At 67.4% G+C, this 18,838-nt stretch carries 15 protein-coding genes; 10 read left to right on the plus strand and 5 right to left on the minus strand.

The genetic code is table 11. The features are described from left to right. Window positions 1-254: 254 nt before the first annotated feature. Window positions 255-1,688: an aldehyde dehydrogenase gene (aldA, locus tag DESTE_RS16240; protein WP_035068892.1), complete on the minus strand. Its 1,434-nt coding sequence runs from the start codon at window positions 1,686-1,688 to the stop codon at window positions 255-257. A 96-nt stretch (window positions 1,689-1,784) separates the two neighbouring features. Here aldA and DESTE_RS16245 point away from each other — a divergent pair, with 96 nt between their 5' ends. The 4 genes from DESTE_RS16245 to DESTE_RS16260 all read left to right on the plus strand — a co-directional run bounded on the left by DESTE_RS16245 (window position 1,785) and on the right by DESTE_RS16260 (window position 4,717). Continuing rightward, on the plus strand, window positions 1,785-1,994 hold the full coding sequence (locus DESTE_RS16245) for a hypothetical protein (RefSeq protein ID WP_035068894.1): 210 nt from the start codon (window positions 1,785-1,787) through the stop codon (window positions 1,992-1,994). Window positions 1,995-2,098: 104 nt separating this feature from the next. Continuing rightward, window positions 2,099-2,959 carry a substrate-binding domain-containing protein gene (locus DESTE_RS16250; protein ID WP_035068896.1) on the plus strand — a complete coding sequence of 287 codons (861 nt, stop codon included), beginning with the start codon at window positions 2,099-2,101 and terminating at the stop codon, window positions 2,957-2,959. Beyond that, window positions 2,952-3,770, plus strand: a complete 819-nt coding sequence (locus DESTE_RS16255) for a 4Fe-4S binding protein (RefSeq protein WP_051384521.1) — start codon at window positions 2,952-2,954, stop codon at window positions 3,768-3,770. The genes DESTE_RS16250 and DESTE_RS16255 overlap by 8 nt, the downstream gene beginning before the upstream one ends. Next, complete coding sequence (locus DESTE_RS16260; RefSeq protein WP_035068899.1) at window positions 3,767-4,717, plus strand: radical SAM protein; 951 nt, start codon at window positions 3,767-3,769, stop codon at window positions 4,715-4,717. Before DESTE_RS16255 ends, DESTE_RS16260 begins: the two co-directional genes overlap by 4 nt. Window positions 4,718-4,841: 124 nt before the next feature. Here DESTE_RS16260 and msrA read toward each other — a convergent pair whose 3' ends face one another. After that, window positions 4,842-5,549 (minus strand): peptide-methionine (S)-S-oxide reductase MsrA, encoded by a 708-nt coding sequence (gene msrA / locus DESTE_RS16265; protein ID WP_156925399.1) that lies wholly within the window; start codon window positions 5,547-5,549, stop codon window positions 4,842-4,844. Window positions 5,550-5,707: 158 nt separating this feature from the next. Further along, on the minus strand, window positions 5,708-6,763 hold the full coding sequence (locus DESTE_RS16270; protein ID WP_035070744.1) for a phosphotransferase family protein: 1,056 nt from the start codon (window positions 6,761-6,763) through the stop codon (window positions 5,708-5,710). A gap of 295 nt (window positions 6,764-7,058) precedes the next feature. Between DESTE_RS16270 and DESTE_RS16275 the strand changes: the two genes are divergently transcribed. Continuing rightward, complete coding sequence (locus DESTE_RS16275; RefSeq protein WP_035068902.1) at window positions 7,059-8,738, plus strand: DEAD/DEAH box helicase; 1,680 nt, start codon at window positions 7,059-7,061, stop codon at window positions 8,736-8,738. Window positions 8,739-9,009: 271 nt separating this feature from the next. Continuing rightward, window positions 9,010-9,498 carry a YajQ family cyclic di-GMP-binding protein gene (locus tag DESTE_RS16280; protein WP_035068904.1) on the plus strand — a complete coding sequence of 163 codons (489 nt, stop codon included), beginning with the start codon at window positions 9,010-9,012 and terminating at the stop codon, window positions 9,496-9,498. Window positions 9,499-9,741: 243 nt separating this feature from the next. Here DESTE_RS16280 and DESTE_RS16285 read toward each other — a convergent pair whose 3' ends face one another. Together DESTE_RS16285 and DESTE_RS16290 are read right to left on the minus strand one after the other, a co-directional pair. Then, window positions 9,742-10,140, minus strand: a complete 399-nt coding sequence (locus DESTE_RS16285; RefSeq protein WP_035068907.1) for a hypothetical protein — start codon at window positions 10,138-10,140, stop codon at window positions 9,742-9,744. Between the two features lie 199 nt (window positions 10,141-10,339). Further along, window positions 10,340-12,229 (minus strand): methyl-accepting chemotaxis protein, encoded by a 1,890-nt coding sequence (locus tag DESTE_RS16290; protein ID WP_245590882.1) that lies wholly within the window; start codon window positions 12,227-12,229, stop codon window positions 10,340-10,342. A gap of 398 nt (window positions 12,230-12,627) precedes the next feature. Here DESTE_RS16290 and DESTE_RS16295 point away from each other — a divergent pair, with 398 nt between their 5' ends. The 4 genes from DESTE_RS16295 to groL all read left to right on the plus strand — a co-directional run bounded on the left by DESTE_RS16295 (window position 12,628) and on the right by groL (window position 18,811). Next, the gene (locus DESTE_RS16295; protein WP_035068911.1) at window positions 12,628-14,592 is read left to right on the plus strand and encodes an ATP-binding cassette domain-containing protein; all 1,965 of its coding nucleotides are present in this window, start codon (window positions 12,628-12,630) and stop codon (window positions 14,590-14,592) included. Window positions 14,593-14,801: 209 nt separating this feature from the next. Next, window positions 14,802-16,208 (plus strand): Na+/H+ antiporter NhaC family protein, encoded by a 1,407-nt coding sequence (locus tag DESTE_RS16300; protein WP_051384523.1) that lies wholly within the window; start codon window positions 14,802-14,804, stop codon window positions 16,206-16,208. Window positions 16,209-16,833: 625 nt separating this feature from the next. After that, a complete protein-coding gene (groES, locus tag DESTE_RS16305) occupies window positions 16,834-17,121 on the plus strand; it encodes a co-chaperone GroES (RefSeq protein WP_035068913.1) in 288 nt (95 codons plus the stop codon). Window positions 17,122-17,164: 43 nt separating this feature from the next. Next, entirely contained in the window at window positions 17,165-18,811 is a 1,647-nt protein-coding gene (gene groL, locus DESTE_RS16310; RefSeq protein ID WP_035068916.1) for a chaperonin GroEL, read from the plus strand. Window positions 18,812-18,838 lie beyond the last annotated feature (27 nt).

The raw sequence follows: 18,838 nt of genomic DNA on the forward strand, positions 1-18,838 counted from the left end.
GATTTTTTATTCAAGTCGAGTACGAGAAGAGTACACTCCTTTCATAAAAAATCGTTCTTCCTCGCCAGAGAACAAAAATCTCCGCAGTGCCAACGCCACCCAAAGGCAAGTGGCCTGTTTGCCTGAGGGCGTGTCACGACGAAATGAAAAAGGAACCGGCTCCCCATGCGGGGAGCCGGTTTTTGCTTTCAGTAGAATGGGTTCTGGCGTTCAGCCGGACAAGCCCGGTGCGGTGCAGGGCACGCGTGCCCCGCCTACCACTGCACGTAGCTGATGTGGGTTTGCAGGTATTCCATCAGGCCGTGCTTGCCGTCGGCCCCGCCGATGCCGGACTTGCGCCACCCGGCGTGGAAGCCCTGCATGGCCTCGAAGTGTTCGCGGTTGACGTACGTTTCACCGAACTTCAGGCGGTTCATGGCATACATGGCGCTGTTCACGTTGGTGGTGAAGATGGACGAGGTCAGGCCGTATTCGCTGTCGTTGGCAAGGGCGATGGCCTCGTCCAGGTCCGTGAAGGTCAGCACCGGCAGCACCGGGCCAAAGATTTCCTGCTGCACGATCTCCATGGCCTGGCGGCAGCCGCCCAGCAGGGTGGGCTGGTAGAAGTGGCCGGACGGCGTATCCGGGATGTGCCCGCCGGTGATCACGTGCGCCCCGTCTTCCACGGCGCGCTGCACCATGTCCGCCACCTTTTTCTGCTGTTCCGCGCTGACCTGGCTGGACATGTCCGGGGCGGTGGCGGCCATGGGGTCGCCGAAGGTCACGGCCTTGAAGGCCTTGGTCAGCATGTCGGTGAACTGGTCGGCGATGCGCGCGTCCACGTACAGCCGCTCGGCGCAGTTGCACACCTGCCCGCTGAAGATCACGCGCGAAGCCACCACCGCCTTGGCGGCAAGTTCCAGGTCGGCGTCGGCGCAGACGATGGCCGGGGCCTTGCCGCCCAGTTCGAGCGAGGTCTTGGTGATGTTCTTGGCGGAAGCGGCAATGACCCGCTGGCCCGCCTCCACGCTGCCGGTCAGCGAGATGATGCCCGGAATGGGGCTGTGCACCAGCGCCTCGCCCAGCGTGCCGCCCGCGCCGGTGATGATGTTGAGAACCCCGTTGGGCAGGTCCAGCCCGGTCAGCAGTTCCGCAAAGGCCATGATGGTGTTGGGGGCCACGGAGCTTGGCTTGATGACCACCGCGTTGCCGGTGAGCAGGGCCGGGGCCACCTTGCGGGCCATGACGAAGAACGGGAAGTTCCACGGGCAGATGCCCACGGACACGCCCACCGGCTTGCGCATCAGGAAGATGCTTTCGCGCGGGCGGTCGCTCTGGATGATCTCGCCTTCGTAGATGCGCCCCCATCCGGCGTAGTAGTCGAAGTATTCTGCGGTGACGTCGATCTCCACCTGCGCCAGCGGCAGCACCTTGGCCTGTTCCTCCACCAGGATATGGGCCAGTTCCACGCGGTGCTTGCGGATGAGCTCCGCCATCTTCTTCAGGTATCCCGCGCGGTCGGGGGCACTGCGGGCCGCCCAGGCGGGTTGTGCGGCGCGGGCCGCTTCCAGCGCGCGCACCGCATCTGCCTCGTTGCCGTTGGGCACCGTGGACACGGTCTTGCCGGTGAACGGGTTTTCGACCTCTATGACGTCCGTGCTGCTGGAGGAAACCAGGGAACCATCGATGTACTGCTTGTAAGCCTTCATGATGCCTCCGGATTGCAGATGAGGGGAAAGGGACGGGCCCGGCATGCGCGGGCGAAGGATGGCCAATGGTCCCGCCCATGCGAAGCATGGGGGATCATGAAGGACTACACCGCCTTTCGCCGCAGCAGTCAAGGCATGAAAACGGGCTTGCAGCGCAAAGCTGTTGCAGTGGCGCTGCATTCGCGAGAGGCGCGGCAGTTCTTGCGCATGGATTACCAGGGATTCGTGACCATGAATGTTGGCATGCGGCATGCCGACGGGGATGGAATGGCGCGGAAAGCATCATGCACCCGACTGCTTACATAGTTATTGTCTATTGAATCGAGCAGAATTAATCAGCTATTTCGCTTTGTGGGCCTTCCGCGCGGCGTATAGTGTGGCGCCACTACTCATAACACGCGGAGGTGTTCATGCGTCAGTTGCAGGACGAGGGGCGGCGCGGGTTTCTGCGCGCCTCGCTGACCGGGGTGGCGGGGCTGGCCGCTGCCTCTTTGCCGGGTGCCGCGCAGGCCGCGCCGTTCCCCGGCGGCAGGTTGCAGGTATGGTCGTGCGGGGGGCTGGCCGAGGCCATGCAGCCCGCCCATGCGGACTACGAACGGCGCAGCGGCGCGGCGGTGGTGTACACCGGGGCGTTTGCGGCGGCGCTGGGCAAGTCGCTGCTGGGCAGCGGATCGACAGAGGTTTTCGCGGGGCGGGTGCTGGATCTTGCCAAAAAGCTGCGTGCGGAAGGGCGGATGATCTATTTCAAGCCGCTGTGCTTCACCAGCTACGTCATCGTCACGCCCACGGGCAATCCGGGCAACGTGCGCTCCGTGGACGACATGGCCCGCAAGGGCGTGCGGGTGGCCATGGCGCCGGAGGCGTCGCCCCCCGGCGGCGCGGCGGTCATGGGCCTGCTCAAGAAGGCTGGCTGCCAGGATGCGGTGATGGCCAACGTGGCCAACCCCGGCACCTGCGTGCAGCGTTCGGTGGAGGCGGTAACCACCGGCAAGGCCGACGCCATGATCGTGGAACTGCGGGTCACCCGCCTGCCCCAGTTCGCGGGCAAGCTGGACATCGTGGAGATTCCCGCCGGGCTGTTCCCCCCGCCGCCGCTTACCTTCACCGTGGGCGTCATGCAGGAAGCGCGCGACCGCGCCTTGGCCGATGACTACGTAACATGGGTGACGTCCCCCGAGGGACAGGCGCACTTCGAGCGGGCCGGGTTCATCCCCGCCATTTCGCCGCGCGGGCAGGAACTGGTGGAAAAGCTGGGGGTGAAGGATGTCTGATGCGGGTGCGAATGCCGTGCACGCCATGGGCGGCACGGCCAATCTGACGGAACTGAAGCCCCGCATGAGCGCGCGCGCCCGTACCGTGCGCCTGTGGAACCGGGCGATGCAGGTGGTCATGCTGGCCGTCATTGGCCAGTGGTCGTTCTACGGCATCTTTCGTTGCCCCTTTGTGGTGCCGTACGTCAGCTGTCAGAACTGTCCGGTGGTGGCCTGCCACGGGCGGCTGTTCACCATGTTCTGGGGCGTGTGGGCCGGGTGGCTGGCACTGGCGGCCCTGTTCGGACGCGCCTTCTGCGGGTGGGCCTGCCCCGGCGGCACGGTGAACCGTCTGCTCGGGATCTTCGCCCCCCTGCGCCTGAAGCCCGGCAGCCTGGCCGCGCGCCTGCTGCCCCTCGGCAAGTACGGCGGGCTGGCGCTGGCCATGTGGGCCTACTTCGTGCTGGGGCAGCCGCGCGTCAACGTACCCATCCGCACCGGGGAATTCTTCGGCGCGGTGTCCCTTACCTTTGAACATGCCATGCCGCTGTGGCTGGTGCGCACCTGGACTGTGGTGGGCCTGCTGTCGCTGGGGGTGGCCATATCCGCCGCGTGGTGCCGTTTCGCCTGCCCGGCGGGCGGGGTGCTGGAAGTGGTGCGCCGGTTCGCCCCGTTCTCGGTGTACAAGACCGACGCCTGCAACGGCTGCGACAAGTGCCGCAAGGTCTGCTACATGGCCACGCGCCCGGAAGAGACCAACTGTACCAACTGCGGGGACTGCCTTGGCTCGTGCCCGCAGGATTGCATCGGCATCGGGCGGAAGCCGCGATGAACGCGGGCGATTCGCGCCATCCGTGCTTTACCGCCGGGGCGCACGCAACGCACGCGCGCATCCACCTGCCGGTGGCGGCGGCCTGCAATATCCGCTGCGGCTACTGCGACCGGCGGCACGACTGCGTCAACGAGTCTCGCCCCGGCGTGACCAGCCGCGTGCTGCACCCGGCAGAGGCCGCGCAACTGGTGGACCGGGCCGTGGCGGCGCTGCCGCACCTTTCGGTTGTGGGCATCGCCGGTCCGGGCGACCCGCTGGCCAACCCCGGCCCCACGCTGGAAACCCTGGCCCTGGTGCGCCGCGCGCATCCCGGACTGTTGCTGTGCCTGTCCACCAACGGGCTGGCCCTGCCGGAACATGTGAATGCGTTGGCCGAACTGGGTGTGGGGCACGTCACCGTGACCTTGAACGCCGTGGACCCGGTGGTGGGTGCGCGTTTGTACCCCCATGTGACCGGTGATGATGGGCATGCGCTGCACGGCGCGGAAGGCGCAGCGTACCTGCTGTCCCGGCAGGAGGAAGCCCTGACGCGCCTTGCGCGGGCGGGCATTGCGGTAAAGGTGAATACCGTGGTGGTGCCCGGCGTCAATGACGCCCATGTGGAGGCGGTGGCCCTGCGCGCCGCCGCGCTGGGGGCATCGCTGATGAACTGCATCGGACTGATTCCGGTTGCGGGCACGCCGCTGGGCGGCTTGGCCGCACCGGGACCGCAGCTGATGGACGCGGTGCGTGCGGCTGCGGGGCGACATCTGCCCCAGATGCGCCACTGCGCGCGCTGCCGGGCCGACGCCGCCGGATTGCTGGGCGACGGCGGCACGCTGGGCGGGCTGGGCCTGCTGCCCATGCAGCCGGACCATCCGCGCCGGGGGCATGGCCCGTCGGGACTGCCGAATGTGGCAGGCCAGTCAGGCATGTCGGGGTGTACGGGGCGGCGGCGCTGCGACTGAGGGCGGTGCGGCCTTGGGAACGCTACCGCGCTTCCTGACCGAACCACGTGAAAAGACAAAAGGACGCCGTCCCGTCATGGGCGGCGTCCTTTCCTGTTTCCGGGTGGCGGCCCCGCGAACCGGATCACTTTTCCGCGCCCCAGACCTGCTCAAGCCGCCGGTCGCGGCCGCAGCCGGTCCGGTAGTAGGCGTAGCGGATGGGGTTCTTGCGGTAGTAGTCCTGATGATAGTCTTCGGCGGGCCAGAAGATGGAGGCGTCTTCTATGCTGGTGGCAACCGGCTTGCCCAGGCGCGCCTCGATGGCTTTCTTGCTGGCCTCGGCGGCATTGTGTTGCGCGGCATTGGCCACGAAGATGGCCGAGCGGTACTGGTTGCCCCGGTCGCAGAACTGGCCGCCCGCGTCCAGCGGGTCCACGTTGCGCCAGAAAACGTCCAGCAGGGTTTCGTAGCTGACCTTGGCCGGGTCGTAGGTCACCCGCAGGGATTCGGCATGCCCGGTAACCCCGGAGGACACCTGCTTGTAGGTGGGGTTGTTCACGTTGCCGCCGGTGTAGCCAGAAGTGGTATCCAGCACGCCATCCAACTGGTCGAAGGGCTTTTCCATGCACCAGAAGCACCCCCCGGCGAACACGGCGGTGGCCGTCGTTCCGGTGGTTGTTGACCCGGTAGACGCCTGCGCGGTGGCGTCCTGCGCGGCGCGGGCGGTGGCGGGCAGCAGCAGCGCCGCCGCCAGCAGCAGGGCGGAAAGGGGCAGCAGGTGCGCCAGCGCGGTCAGCGCGGCCAGGGCAGGCGCGGTGCTTTCGATGACAGTGGGGTGAAGCAGGGTGGACATGATGCACTCTCCCGTGCCGGAGGCGGTGCGTCGGAAATGGCGCGCCCCTTCGGGCATCATGTCAGATATAGCACGCCCGCGCCGGGAGTACAGGGGGCGTTGTCCTGCATGGCCACGTGGCGGCGGGGTGGCGGAGGCGACGCGCTGGCGGCGGATGGCTATCCACCGGCCCACATGTCCGCCAGTTGCTGGCGGTGGTGCAGCAGGATGTCGCAGTAGTCCAGTTCCATTTCCAGCATGTCCCGGTCGCTGCGGCGCAGCCACTCCGACAACCAGCCGAAGCGGGATGCCAGCACCATCAGCGGCAGGTGACGCAGCGTGTCGGCCTCCATTCCGGCAAGACCGTACGGCGGTACTCCTTCGCGCAGTGCGGTGGTGAACCCTGCGGCAAAGCCGCGCCCCAGGCCCGAAGGATGCTCGAACCCCACGCAGCCGATGCAGTTGGCGGCATCGTACAGCACGGGCTGCGCCCCGGCGAATTCCCAGTCGATGACCCCGCGTAGCGCGGCCAGCGGTTCGGAAACCGGTGCCCCGGTGGCGTCCGTCAGGGCAGAGTCGTCGCCATCTCCGCAGGGCGCCCAGATCAGGTTCAGCGGGTGGGCGTCGCCGTGGGCCAATACCACCGGCTGGGCGGCCAGCACGTCGGGCAGGACCTCCAGCGCGTCGCGTACCGGGTGCAGGCGGCGGGCGGCATCCGGCTGCCTGCGGGCCACCGTTTCGTGCAGCCCGGCGATGAACGCGGGCAGCGGCGGCACCGGCGCGGGGGGCAGTCCTGCGGGCAGGTTGTCCCCGGCCCGGTGCAGGGCCAGCAGCAGGGCGGCCACCGCGCGTCCGCGCCAGCCGTGGTCCAGGTAGTCCGGGCGGGGCGGTTCCGCGCCGGGCACGAAGGGCGAAAGCTGCCAGTACCCGGCGTGGGGCGGCGTGTCCGCCTTCAGCACGTAGCGCAGATCGCCACCTTCCACCGGCAGGTATGCGGGCACCAGCGCGGCCAGTTCCGGACCGGATACGGCGGGGTCCGCCAACTGCGCCAGCAGCTCGCCCATGGCCTCGCGCCGGGGCACCTGCGTCGGGGCCAGCCGTTCCAGCATCCACAGCCGTCCGTCGTCGGCCTGCACCGCCGTGCGCGTAATGCAGCGTTCCGGGCTGCCGGGTAGCGGGAATTCCGCGGCCAGGCGGCGCGGGGTGATGCCGAAACGGTGCAGCAGGTCGAGCATGGAAACTCCGGGGCGGTTGATATGGCTGTTGAGGTAGCGGGAAAATGGAAGGGCGCAGTGTTCCATGCCGGGGGCACCGTGTCCAGTCGACCGGGGGCGGGCACGCGGCGGCAGGGTGATGCGGACAGGTGATGCGGAGAGGGGGAGGAGAGGGCCGCGTGTCCGGCGTCCTCTGGCGTTCCCCGGCATTGCCACGCTCGCCGGGGCAACGTAGAATCTCCCGGCGTTACGGTTCCGCCTTCCGCGTCCCGTGTTCGAACAGCCAGGCCCCCGGCCATTCCGGAGTGTTTCCGCCGTGACCTTCGCCGAACTGCCCCTCGACGCCCGCCTGTTGGCCGGGGTGGAAAGCATGGGCTACCATCTGCCCACCCCCGTGCAGCGCCGGGCCATCCCCGCCGCGTTGTCCGGGCGCGACGTGCTGGCCCTGGCCGCAACCGGCACGGGCAAGACCGCCGCCTACGCGCTGCCGCTGCTGCAACGTCTGCTGGAGGGTCCGCGCGGGCAGGTGCGGGCGCTGGTGGTGGCCCCCACGCGCGAACTGGCCGAACAGATTCACGACCATATCCGGCGGCTGGCCTCCATGACCCGCCTGCGTTCCACCACAGTCTACGGCGGGGTGGGCATCATGCCGCAGGCCCTGCGGCTGCGCACGGGCGTGGAGATCGTGGTGGCCTGCCCCGGTCGGCTGCTGGACCACCTGCGGCGCGGCAACCTGGACCTTTCCGCCCTGGACGTGCTGGTGCTGGACGAGGGGGATTCGCTGTTCGAACTGGGCTTTCTGGCCGACGTGCGGGAACTGCTGGCCGCCGTGCCCGCGCGGTGCCAGCGCATGCTGTTTTCCGCCACCTTGCCGCAGGCCGTGCGCGGCCTGGCGGGCGAGGCCCTGCGCGACCCCGTGACCGTCAGCGTGGACGCGCAGGCCCCGGCGGCCACCGTGGACCATGCCCTGTATCCGGTACCCGCCCACCTCAAGACCCCGCTGCTGAAGGCCATGCTGCGCGCCCGGCTGCTGCCCGGCCTGGCGGAGCATTCCGGCGCTGTACATGCGCCCGAATTGCCCGATTTTCCGGACATGCCGGAAGACGTTGAAGGCGACATCGATGATGGCAATGGCGATGGCATCGACGACGCTGCCGCCAGACAGACCGGCGGCGATCACCCGCCCGCGCACTTCGTCGAGGATGAGCCCCTGGCCGGTGCGGTGCTGGTGTTCGTGCGCACCCGGCACGGGGCGCGCCGCCTGTGGCAGCAACTGGCCTCCACCGGGCTGCACGTGGGGTGCCTGCAGGGCAAGCTTTCGCAGCGGCGGCGTCAGGCCACGCTGGACGGGTTTCGCACCGGACGCTACGCCGTGCTGGTGGCCACCGACGTGGCCGCGCGCGGGCTGGACATTTCGCGGGTAACCCATGTGGTGAACTACGACGTGCCCGCCACGGCGGACGCCTACATCCACCGCATCGGCCGCACCGGGCGCGCCGCGCGTTCCGGCACGGCCATGACCCTGGTGGCCCCCGGCGACGAGACGGCGGTGCGCCACATAGAGCGCGCCCTGGGCGGCCCGGTGACCCGCTGCCGCTTCGAGGGCTTCGACTATGGCGCAGCGGCGCGCAGTCCGGAAGGGGCGCGCCCGGCCCTGCCGCCCCGGCAGGCCCGCCTGCCCGGCGGTCGCAAGCCGCAGCTGCAAGCCGCCGAGGTTCCGGAACCGCCGCGCCAGCCCGCCCGCCCCCGTCCGGCCCGCCATGCCGTGCCCCCGGCGGCCCAAGGTGCCCTGGGCGGTGCGCAACAGCCGCAAGGTCAGCAAACGGCCAAATCTGTCAGGCCGCAGCCCGGCCCCGGAACTTCCGGGCATGCGGGGCAGGATGCGCGCCCCAAGGGCGGTAGGGACGGGATGGGCCGTGAAGGCAGTGGGCGCGGGTCTTCCGGTGGTTCGTCCGGTGGTTCTTCTGGCGGCTCCGGGCCCCAGTCCGGCAGCTGACCGCGCATTCCGGCCTGCGCCGCATCGGCAGCGGGTCAGATCACGGTCCGGCGCAGGCTCCGGTTCGACGCACCTCGCGCTGGCTTGAACCATGACGCTCCCTTTGCTACATCCTGTGTCCTCATGCAGGATCGGCAGGCCTTGTCCGAACCGATCTGGCCCGCCTTGGCCCGACTTGACCTGGCCCGGCCCGACCAACACCTGCGGCCACCCGGCCCCCAGAACACGTTTCAATCCGCGTGCCCACGGCACGCTCCATCCGGAGGTTCGCATGCCCTCGTTCGACGTGGTCAACAAGGTAGAGATGCAGGAACTCGATAACGCCGTGAACAACGTGAAAAAGGAAGTGGACACCCGCTACGACTTCCGCAATTCCGTCACCGAAATCGAACTGCATCGCGGCGACAAGCGCATTCACCTGCTGGCGGGCGACGAAATGAAGATGCGCGCCCTGCAGGACATGCTGCAATCGCACTGCATTCGGCGCAAGGTCGATCCCAAGTGCCTTGAGTTCAAGGACATCGAACCGACGTCCAAGGGCCAGGTCAAGCGCGACGTGGTGATCCAGGAAGGCATCACCAAGGATGTCGCCCAGAAGATCGTCAAGAAGATCAAGGAGTCGAAACTGAAGGTCCAGGCCGCCATTCAGGACGACCAGGTGCGCGTGACCGGCAAGAAGATCGACGACCTGCAGGAAGTCATCCAGTTGCTGCGGGGGGAGGAGCTTGGCGTACCTCTCCAGTTCGTCAACATGAAGTAGGGCGGTGCTCGGGGGCGGCCTGCGGCTGCAACGCGGGGGACGATTAGTGGAAGACCGGGATAACTGCACTCCGTATTTTTTGTGAAATGGCATTCCGACCCGCCGCGTGCCGAGGTAAACGGATTGCCAATCAAGCGAAAACGCCCGGACACATTGCGTGTTCGGGCGTTTGTTTTGATGTGCAGCTGTCGTCGGAAAGTACAGCCCCTGCTGGCTTGTATGGTCCGTTCAGGCAACGACCCTTTACCCGGCACGTCCTTCGCGCACGGCGGCGGCAAAGGTTTCCAGGTCGTTGGGCTGTCCGGGGGTGTGATCTTCCGGGTAGAGCAGGGCGGACATGTAGAACACGGAATCGATGCGCAGGGCGTTGGATGCGCTGGAGGCAAAGCGCGACAGTCGGTCGGCGATGGCATCGCGCTCGCGCCCCTCGAACTGGGGCAGCAGGTCGCGGGCGCGGTCGGGCAGCGAGGTCAGCAGTTGCGCCTTGCGGCGCATCAGGTCGCGGTAGGCGTCCTGGTCCTCGTTGCGATGCAGCGCCTGTTCGGCCTCGTGTTCGATGTCACGCACGGTGGCGGCCATTTCTTCGAGCCAGTGTCCAAGGGCTTCGCGCCCCTTGCGGGCGTCGGGTTCGGTGGCGGGCATGGATGGCACCTCCTGTATAGCCTTAGTACCCTTGTGCGGGCCGGGGCGCAAGCGTTGCGCCCCGCGCCTTGTGCTTCCGCATGGCTGGGCAGCCAGGGGGCATGGAAGGGGCGGCGAATCGAGCAGAAAGGGGCGAGGCGTCGTGCGCCCCGCCCCCGTGCATCGTTGATGGCGGATGAGGGGCCGGAGCCCCCGCGGCTCAGCGCCGCAGTTCCAGCCGTACGCCCTTGCCAGCCGTGCCGCCCGGCGTGCCGCCCGGCGTGCCGCCCGGCGTGCCGCCCGACAACTGCGAGGTGTGCGCATCGCGTCGGTAGGATGCGCTCTTGAAAAAGTCGCATTTGGCGCAGTTGCCGATCTTCTTGGCAAAGGTTTCCTGCACCTGTCCGCCGCAGAAGGTGCCGGTAACCCCGGCACAGCTGAAGCCGTGGTCGGGCCAGGCGGGACAGATGCCCATTTCCTTTTCCTTGGGGCCGCCTTTTTCGCGCCCGCACTTCTTGAATTCCCAGCAGGGCAGGCCCTTGCCGGCCGCCGCTGCGGCTTCGGCCGTGTCGGCCCCGTCGGTTGCGGAGATGCGCGCAACGGTGCGCGAAAGGTCGCTGGAACGCCCGGCCAGGCTGAAGATGTCCTGCGCGGCGTGGTTCATCATGTCCATGGTGCGTCCGGCAATGCCGGTAATGGCCTCCACCGCGCGGTTGATCTCGGCGGATGTGGCCGACTGCTGCTCCGCGGCGGTGGCGATGGACTGCACCTGAATGCTGGTGTTGTCGGTAAGGGTAAGGATTTCCGACAGCGCGGCGCCGGAATCCTGGGCGCGGCGGGCGGCCTCGTTGACGGCGGCGCGGGCCCCGTCCATCTCGCGGGCGGCGGCGCGCGAGCTTTGCTGGATGCCGGTGATCACCTCGCTCACCTCGCGGGTGGCGTTCATGGTCTTTTCGGCCAGTTTGCGCACCTCGTCGGCCACCACGGCGAATCCGCGCCCGGCGTCACCGGCGCGGGCCGCCTCGATGGCCGCGTTAAGCGCCAGCAGGTTGGTCTGGTCGGCGATGTCGGAGATCACGTTCATCACCTGGCCGATGTTGCCCGCCTGCGCGTCCAGCGCGCCCACGCGTTCGGCCAGTTGGCCGATGACCTGCTCCACGCCGTCGATGTGGGCCACCAGTTCGTTCACCTGGCGGGCGCCATCCACGCTGCGGCGGCGGGTTTCGGCGGCCTGGTCTGCGGCGTGGGCCGCGTTGCGGGCCACCTCGAGGACCGTGGCGTTCATTTCTTCCATGGCGGTGGCGGTTTCCGCCGTGCGCTCCTGCTGGCTGTTGGCCCCCGCGTTGGCTTCCTGGATCAGGGTGGCCAGGTCTTCCGCGGCGCGGGTCACCTCGTCGGCAGCCGACATGGAGTCGGCGGCAAAGCGTTCGATGCGCGACGAGGTGCTGGCCAGACTGCACTGGGCGGCGCGCAGCGCGGTCATGTCGCGCAGCAGCACGAAGCTGCCGTGGGCGCGCCCCGCCGTGTCGGTGATGGGCCGCGCGATCAGGGAAAAGTGGATCAGGCAGGAGGCGGCATTCATGTGCGCCGTGGCGCTTGCGCCCGCGGGCATTCCGCAGGCGACGGGAATGGCGATTTCTCCGCTGGCGGCACGGCCTTCGCGGGCCTGGCGCAGCAGTTCCGCGCCCTTGGCGTCGGATGGTGCCGGACGCAGCCCCAGCGCTTCGAGAGAGGCAGGCAGGGCGGGCGCAGTGGATCCCGCGTCGAGCAGGGCCAGCAGTGACGGGGACGCACAGGTCACCATGCCCCTGGCGTCCAGCAGCATGTAGGGTTCAACCCCGTCCAGCGATTCCAGGATGGCCTGCCCGGCGGCGGCGTTGCGCAGCGCTTCGTCACGCAGGGCGGCGATGGCGGCGGCGGCATCACCCATGGCGGCGGGCGTGTCGCCTGCGGCGGCGCTGCTGTCCTTCAGGGCCGTGTCGTGCAGCAGGCGTGCGTCGGCTTTTTGCCCGCAGCAGCGGCCTATCAGCAGGCCGACTGCGGCGATGCAACCCGCAGCCAGGCTGGCAATGCCATGCGCTGCGGAAAGCGTGCCGGAAACAAGCGGCACAAGAACGGCTGCCCCGGCCGTGAGAAGGCCGGTGCCTATGGCACAGAACACGGTTTGTGAAGAAAAGTGGCGCATGGATACCCCGGGGGATTGTGGCGTGTGCGCCATTTCCCATGGCGCTTGATGCGACGGTAGTGCTGCGTCTATCTCTTGCTGTGGAGGCATGTCAATGTTAGCGCGTACTTACGTATGTTTTTGTGTTGTAGTGCTAACGTTCCGGTATCGCAGTGTTTTGTGGACTTGTTTCGTCCGGCTTGCCCGGTGGCCGGTTGCGCGTTAAACTGATTGATTGAACGCTATATCCGGCTGTTGGCGGACTCTCTGCGGACATTTGTTCGGATAGTCGAATTTTTGTTCGGCATTTTTGCGGCAACGTATATTTCTGGTGGGATACACGCATGGCACTGCTCGGCATACAGGACGTCACGCTCAACCTCGGCACCGGCAAGCTGCTGGACGGGGCCACCCTGCACGTGGAGCAGGGCGAGCGCATCTGCCTTGTGGGGCGCAACGGCGCGGGCAAATCGACGCTGCTGCGGCTGATGGCAGGTGACCTGCGCCCCGATGCGGGCGAGGTGGTGCGCACGCCGGGCATGCGCTTTGGCAGCATGCCGCAGGAGGTGCCGGTGGACATGACCGGCCCGGTGTTCGGCATCGTGGCCGGGGGGCTTGGTCTGCAGGGCGCGGCTCTGGCTGCCTTCCATGTGCTGGAAGCCGCGCGCGAGGCGGGCCGCCCCGTGGACGAGGCCGCCCTGGCGGCGGCGCGGCGCGGTCTGGAATCGGGCGAGGGGTGGGAGCACTATGGTGACGTCGTCTCCGTATGCAACCACCTGCGGCTGGACCCGGAGCGCGAGTTCTTCACCCTGTCCGGCGGGCGCAAGCGCCGGGTGCTGCTGGCCCGCGCGCTGGTGGCCTCGCAGGACCTGCTGCTGGACGAACCCACCAACCACATCGACATCGACACCATCGCCTGGCTGGAAGAATATCTGATGCGCCGCGCGCGCACGCTGGTGTTCGTCTCGCACGACCGGGCCTTCGTGCGCCGCCTGGCCACCCGCATCGTGGAGGTGGACCGGGGCAGGCTGCATTCCTACGCCTGCGGGTACGACCAGTATCAGGAGCAGCGCGAGGCCCGGCTGGAGAACGAGGAGCGTCAGTTCGCCCTGTTCGACAAGAAGCTGGCTCAGGAAGAAGCCTGGGTGCGCCAGGGCATCAAGGCCCGGCGCACGCGCAACATGGGCCGGGTGCGCGCCCTGTACGCCCTGCGCGAGGAACGCGCCCGCCGCCGCGAGAAGCAGGGCGGCGTGGCCATGCTGGCGCAGGAGGCGGAACGCTCGGGCAAGCTGGTCATCGAGGCGCGCAACGTGTGCTTCGCCCACGAGAACGCCAAGTCGGTGCTGCGCGATTTTTCGGCGCTGATCCAGCGCGGTGACCGGGTGGGGCTGATCGGGCCCAACGGCTCCGGCAAGACAACCCTGCTGCGCCTGCTGCTGGGCCAGCTGACGCCCCATTCCGGCGAGGTGCGCCACGGCACCCGGCTGGAAATCGCCTATTTCGACCAGCTGCGCACGGCTCTGGACGGCGAGAAGTCGGTCATGGACAACGTGGCCGAGGGCGCGGACACCATAGAGGTCAACGGCAACCGCCGCCACGTGGCCGGGTACCTGCGCGACTTCCTGTTCGAGCCGGACCGGCTGCGCCTGCCCGCCAAGGTGTTGTCCGGCGGCGAGCGCAACCGCCTGCTGCTGGCCAAGCTGTTCACCCGGCCGTCCAACCTGCTGGTGCTGGACGAACCCACCAACGATCTGGACGTGGAAACACTGGACCTGCTGGAGGAACTGCTGGCCGAATATCAGGGCACCGTGCTGCTGGTGAGCCACGACCGTTCCTTCCTGGATGACGTGGTGACCAGCACCCTGGCCTTCGACGACGACGGCAACGTGCGCGAGTACGTGGGCGGCTACACCGACTGGCTGCGCCAGCGCCCGAAACCGGCAGCCGATGGGGCCGGAGGAGATGCGGGGCCACGCGCGAACGGCCAGGCGGGCGACGGCCCAGGCAACGGTTCCGGCAATGGCCCCGCCAACGGCCAGATCCGCAAGCTGACCTTCAAGGAGCAGCGAGAACTGGCCGGGCTGCGCGAGGAACTGGCGGCCCTGCCCGGCAACCTGGACGCGCTGGAGCGCGAGCAGGCCACGCTGGAAGCGCGTCTTGCCGAGCCGGATTTCTTCACCACCGACCCGGAGGGCTTCAACGCCGCCGCCGCGCGCGTAGCCGCGCTGGAAGGCGAGCAGACCGCCCTGCTGGAACGCTGGGAGGTTGTGGAGGCGCGTATCGCCGAGCTGGCCCAATTCCGCGAATGACCGCGAACAGCCGCGAATAACCGGCGCGGCATGATATTCCGGGGACGCCCCCGCCAGTTCGTCTGGACATGCGGCGTCCCCGTTCCTATCTGCACGGTTCGCCGTCGCGCGCGGCAGGCGCGCGGCGGGCTTTTCCATCCGGGTCTGATCCGGACATTTCACACGTGCATGCATCGGCCCGGCAACACCGGGCTTCAAAGGATATTGTCATGTCCCGTACTTCTCATGTCGCCACGCCCCCGCACCAACCCGCCCCCAACCCTGTGGCCCTGCTGCCGCTGGGCCTGTTCCTGGTCCTGTTCATCGGCGCGGGGCTGGCTCTTGGCGCCGCCGGAACGAAGATGGCCTTCTACCAGCTGTCCCCCACGGTGGCCATTCTGCCCGCCATCGCCCTGGCCCTTGTCCTGCGCGAAAGGGCTCCGGCCACGGCGGGCCTGCCCGGCGGGCTGACCCGGCGGGTCAACGTCTTTTTGTCCGGCGCGGGCGAGATCAACATCGTCACCATGTGCGTCATCTACCTGCTGGCGGGGGGCTTTGCCTCGGTGGCGTCGGCCATCGGCGGGGTGGAATCCACGGTGAACCTGGGGCTGTCGCTGGTGCCGCATCGGCTGGTGCTGCCGGGATTGTTCGTCATTTCGGCCTTCGTGGCCACGGCCATGGGCACCTCCATGGGTACCATCGCTGCCGTGGGGCCCATCGCGGCGGGCGTGGCCGCCCAGACCGGCATGGATGCCGCGCTGCTCATGGGCGCGGTGGTGGGCGGGGCCATGTTCGGCGACAACCTGTCCATGATCTCCGACACCACCATTGCGGCCACCCGCACCCAGGGCTGCGACATGCGCGACAAGTTCCGCATGAACTTCGCCATCGCGCTGCCCGCCGCGCTGCTGGCCGTGGCGGTGTTCTGGATGGCGGGCGATGCGGGCAGGGCCGCCGCGCCTGGCGGTTACCGGCTGGTCACGGTGCTGCCCTACATCGCCATCCTGACCATGGCGCTGGCGGGCATGAACGTGTTCGCCGTGCTGTTTGCGGGCATTGCCCTGGCGGGCGGCGTGGGCATGGCCGTGGTGGAAGGCTACACCCCGCTGAAATTCGCCCAGGACATCTACAAGGGCTTTACCGGCATGCACGAGATCCTCGTGCTGTCCATGCTCATGGGCGGCCTTGGCGAACTTATCCGCTATCAGGGCGGGGTGGCCTGGCTGCTGGCCGCCGTGCGCCGGTTCACCGACCGGCCCGGCAGCAGCCAAGGGGCCGCCGCCCGCACCGCAGAGGCGGGCATCTCCGGGCTGGTGGCCGTGGCCGACCTGTGCACCGCCAACAACACCGTGGCCATCATCCTGACCGGGGGCATGGCCCGCGAGATCGCCGCCACCTCCGGCGTGGACCCGCGCCGCAGCGCCAGCCTGCTGGACATCTTCTCGTGCGTGGTGCAGGGGCTGGCCCCGCATGCGGCGCAGGTGCTGCTGGCCGGATCCATCGCGGGCATCTCGCCCGTGGCGGTGCTGTCGGCCAACTACTATTGCCTGTTGCTGGGCGTGGCTGGGGTGCTGGCCATCCTTGTCGGTCTGCCGCGTGCCCCGCGCACGACCGTGACCGAGGTCGAGCGGGTGTAATCACCCAATACGCCCAATGCGCCCGGTACGCCCGAAGCGTGCCCGAAATCTGCCCGGACAGTGCGGCAGGGCAGGTTGCCGGCCTGTCTGCCTGGATATACTGTCCGGGTAGCCTGCCTGGGCAACCTGTTCGGGCTGGCCGCCCAATCTTCCGTATTTTTCGGTTTGCAGACCTGGGGGATACGGGGATAAGGGTGAGATGGACGGATGCGTGCGAAAGTGCCCAATTTTGCAGGTTTTTCCGCAAGGAATACCGGGCGTGCAACCCGCTGGATTTGCAGGGTGCGCGAAGAAAATGCAAAAAAATGCACACGCCCCCCTTTTCAAGCCGTAAACCTGCCTTATTATCCAACGCGGTTGCCATGCACCGCCACCGCGTCAGCGGGAGCGGGCGCGCAGCCGCATCCGGCAGCCAGACCCGGCCCCTGCGGGTTCAGCCACAGCCGAAAAGCCACGATACACCGGGCGAGACGAATTTCGCCCCCCGCCACCCGGCGGGAGGGCGCGCGCGTGACACTGTCATGACGCGCGGCGAGATGACCGCCCTTGTCGCTGGCACTCGCACCCCGTGAGTGCCAAGAGACGGGACAAACAGCGATCACCTAAAGTTGGAGGACTAGTTGTCATGAATCTGAAGCCTTTGAATGACCGCGTTCTGGTGAAGCGCCTCGAATCCGAAGAAAAGACCGCTGGCGGCCTCTTCATCCCCGACACCGCCAAGGAAAAGCCCTCGCGCGGCGAAATCGTCGCCGCCGGTCCCGGCAAGGTCGCGGAAGACGGCAAGCTCATCGCCATGACCGTCAAGAAGGGCGACACCGTGCTCTTCAGCAAGTACGCCGGCACCGAGATCAAGCTTGACGGCGTCGAGCACCTTGTCATGCGCGAAGACGACATTCTCGCCATCATCGAATAACGCCCTGCGAAATCAGAACTTTCTCCCGAGGAGGATGAATACAATGGCTTCCAAGGAAATCCTGTTCGACGTCAAGGCCCGTGAAAAGCTTTCCCGCGGCGTGGACAAGCTCGCCAATGCCGTGAAGGTGACCCTCGGCCCCAAGGGCCGTAACGTGGTCATCGAAAAGTCTTTCGGTTCGCCGGTCATCACCAAGGACGGCGTGACCGTGGCCAAGGAAATCGAACTCGAAGACAAGTTCGAGAACATGGGTGCCCAGATGGTCAAGGAAGTTGCTTCCAAGACCAGCGACATCGCCGGTGATGGCACCACCACCGCCACCATTCTGGCCCAGGCCATCTACCGCGAAGGCGTGAAGCTGGTGGCCGCCGGCCGCAGCCCCATGGCCATCAAGCGCGGCATCGACAAGGCCGTTGAAAAGCTGGTCAAGGAACTCGGCACCCTGGCCAAGCCCACCCGCGACCAGAAGGAAATTGCCCAGATCGGCACCATTTCCGCCAACTCCGACACCACCATCGGCAACATCATTGCCGAGGCCATGGCCAAGGTGGGCAAGGAAGGCGTCATCACCGTCGAGGAAGCCAAGGGCCTGGAAACCACCCTTGAAGTGGTCGAAGGCATGCAGTTCGACCGCGGCTACCTGTCGCCCTACTTCGTGACCGATCCCGAAAAGATGGTCTGCGAACTCGACGAGCCCTTCATTCTCTGCAACGAGAAGAAGATCTCCAGCATGAAGGACATGCTGCCCGTTCTCGAACAGGTGGCCAAGATGAACCGCCCGCTGGTGATCATCGCTGAAGACGTGGAAGGCGAAGCCCTGGCCACCCTGGTGGTCAACAAGCTGCGCGGCACCCTTCAGGTTGTGGCCGTGAAGGCCCCCGGCTTCGGCGACCGCCGCAAGGCCATGCTGCAGGACATCGCCGTCCTGACCGGCGGCACCGTGGTGTCCGAAGACATGGGCGTGAAGCTCGAAAGCATCTCGGTGGCCGACCTTGGCACCGCCAAGCGCGTTGTGGTGGACAAGGAAAACACCACCATCGTCGACGGCGCCGGCAAGTCCGACGACATCAAGGCGCGCGTGAAGCAGATCCGCGCCCAGATCGACGAAACCACCTCCGACTACGACCGCGAAAAGCTGCAGGAACGCCTGGCCAAGCTGGTGGGCGGCGTGGCCGTGATCAACGTGGGCGCCGCGACCGAAACCGAAATGAAGGAAAAGAAGGACCGCGTCGAGGACGCCCTGAACGCCACCCGCGCTGCGGTGGAAGAAGGCATCGTCCCCGGCGGCGGCACCGCCTACATCCGCATCTCCAAGGTGCTGGACGACGTGAAGCCCGCCGATGACGACGAAGCCGCCGGCGTGAACATCATCCGCCGCGCCATCGAAGAACCGCTGCGCCAGATCTCCTCCAACGCGGGCTACGAAGGCTCCATCGTTGTCGAGAAGGTGCGCGAAGGCAAGGACGGCTTCGGCTTCAACGCCGCGTCCGGCGACTTCGAAGACCTGATCAAGGCTGGCGTCATCGACCCCAAGAAGGTGACCCGCATCGCCCTGCAGAACGCGGCCTCCGTTGCCTCGCTGCTGCTGACCACCGAATGCGCCATTGCCGAAAAGCCCGAAGCCAAGAAGGACATGCCCATGCCCGGTGGCGGCATGGGTGGCATGGGCGGCATGGGCGGCATGTACTAGGCCGAAAGGCTGGTACAGCGCGCGCAT

This window comes from Nitratidesulfovibrio termitidis HI1, from assembly GCF_000504305.1.
In the GTDB taxonomy this organism is placed as follows: Bacteria; Desulfobacterota; Desulfovibrionia; order Desulfovibrionales; family Desulfovibrionaceae; genus Cupidesulfovibrio; species Cupidesulfovibrio termitidis.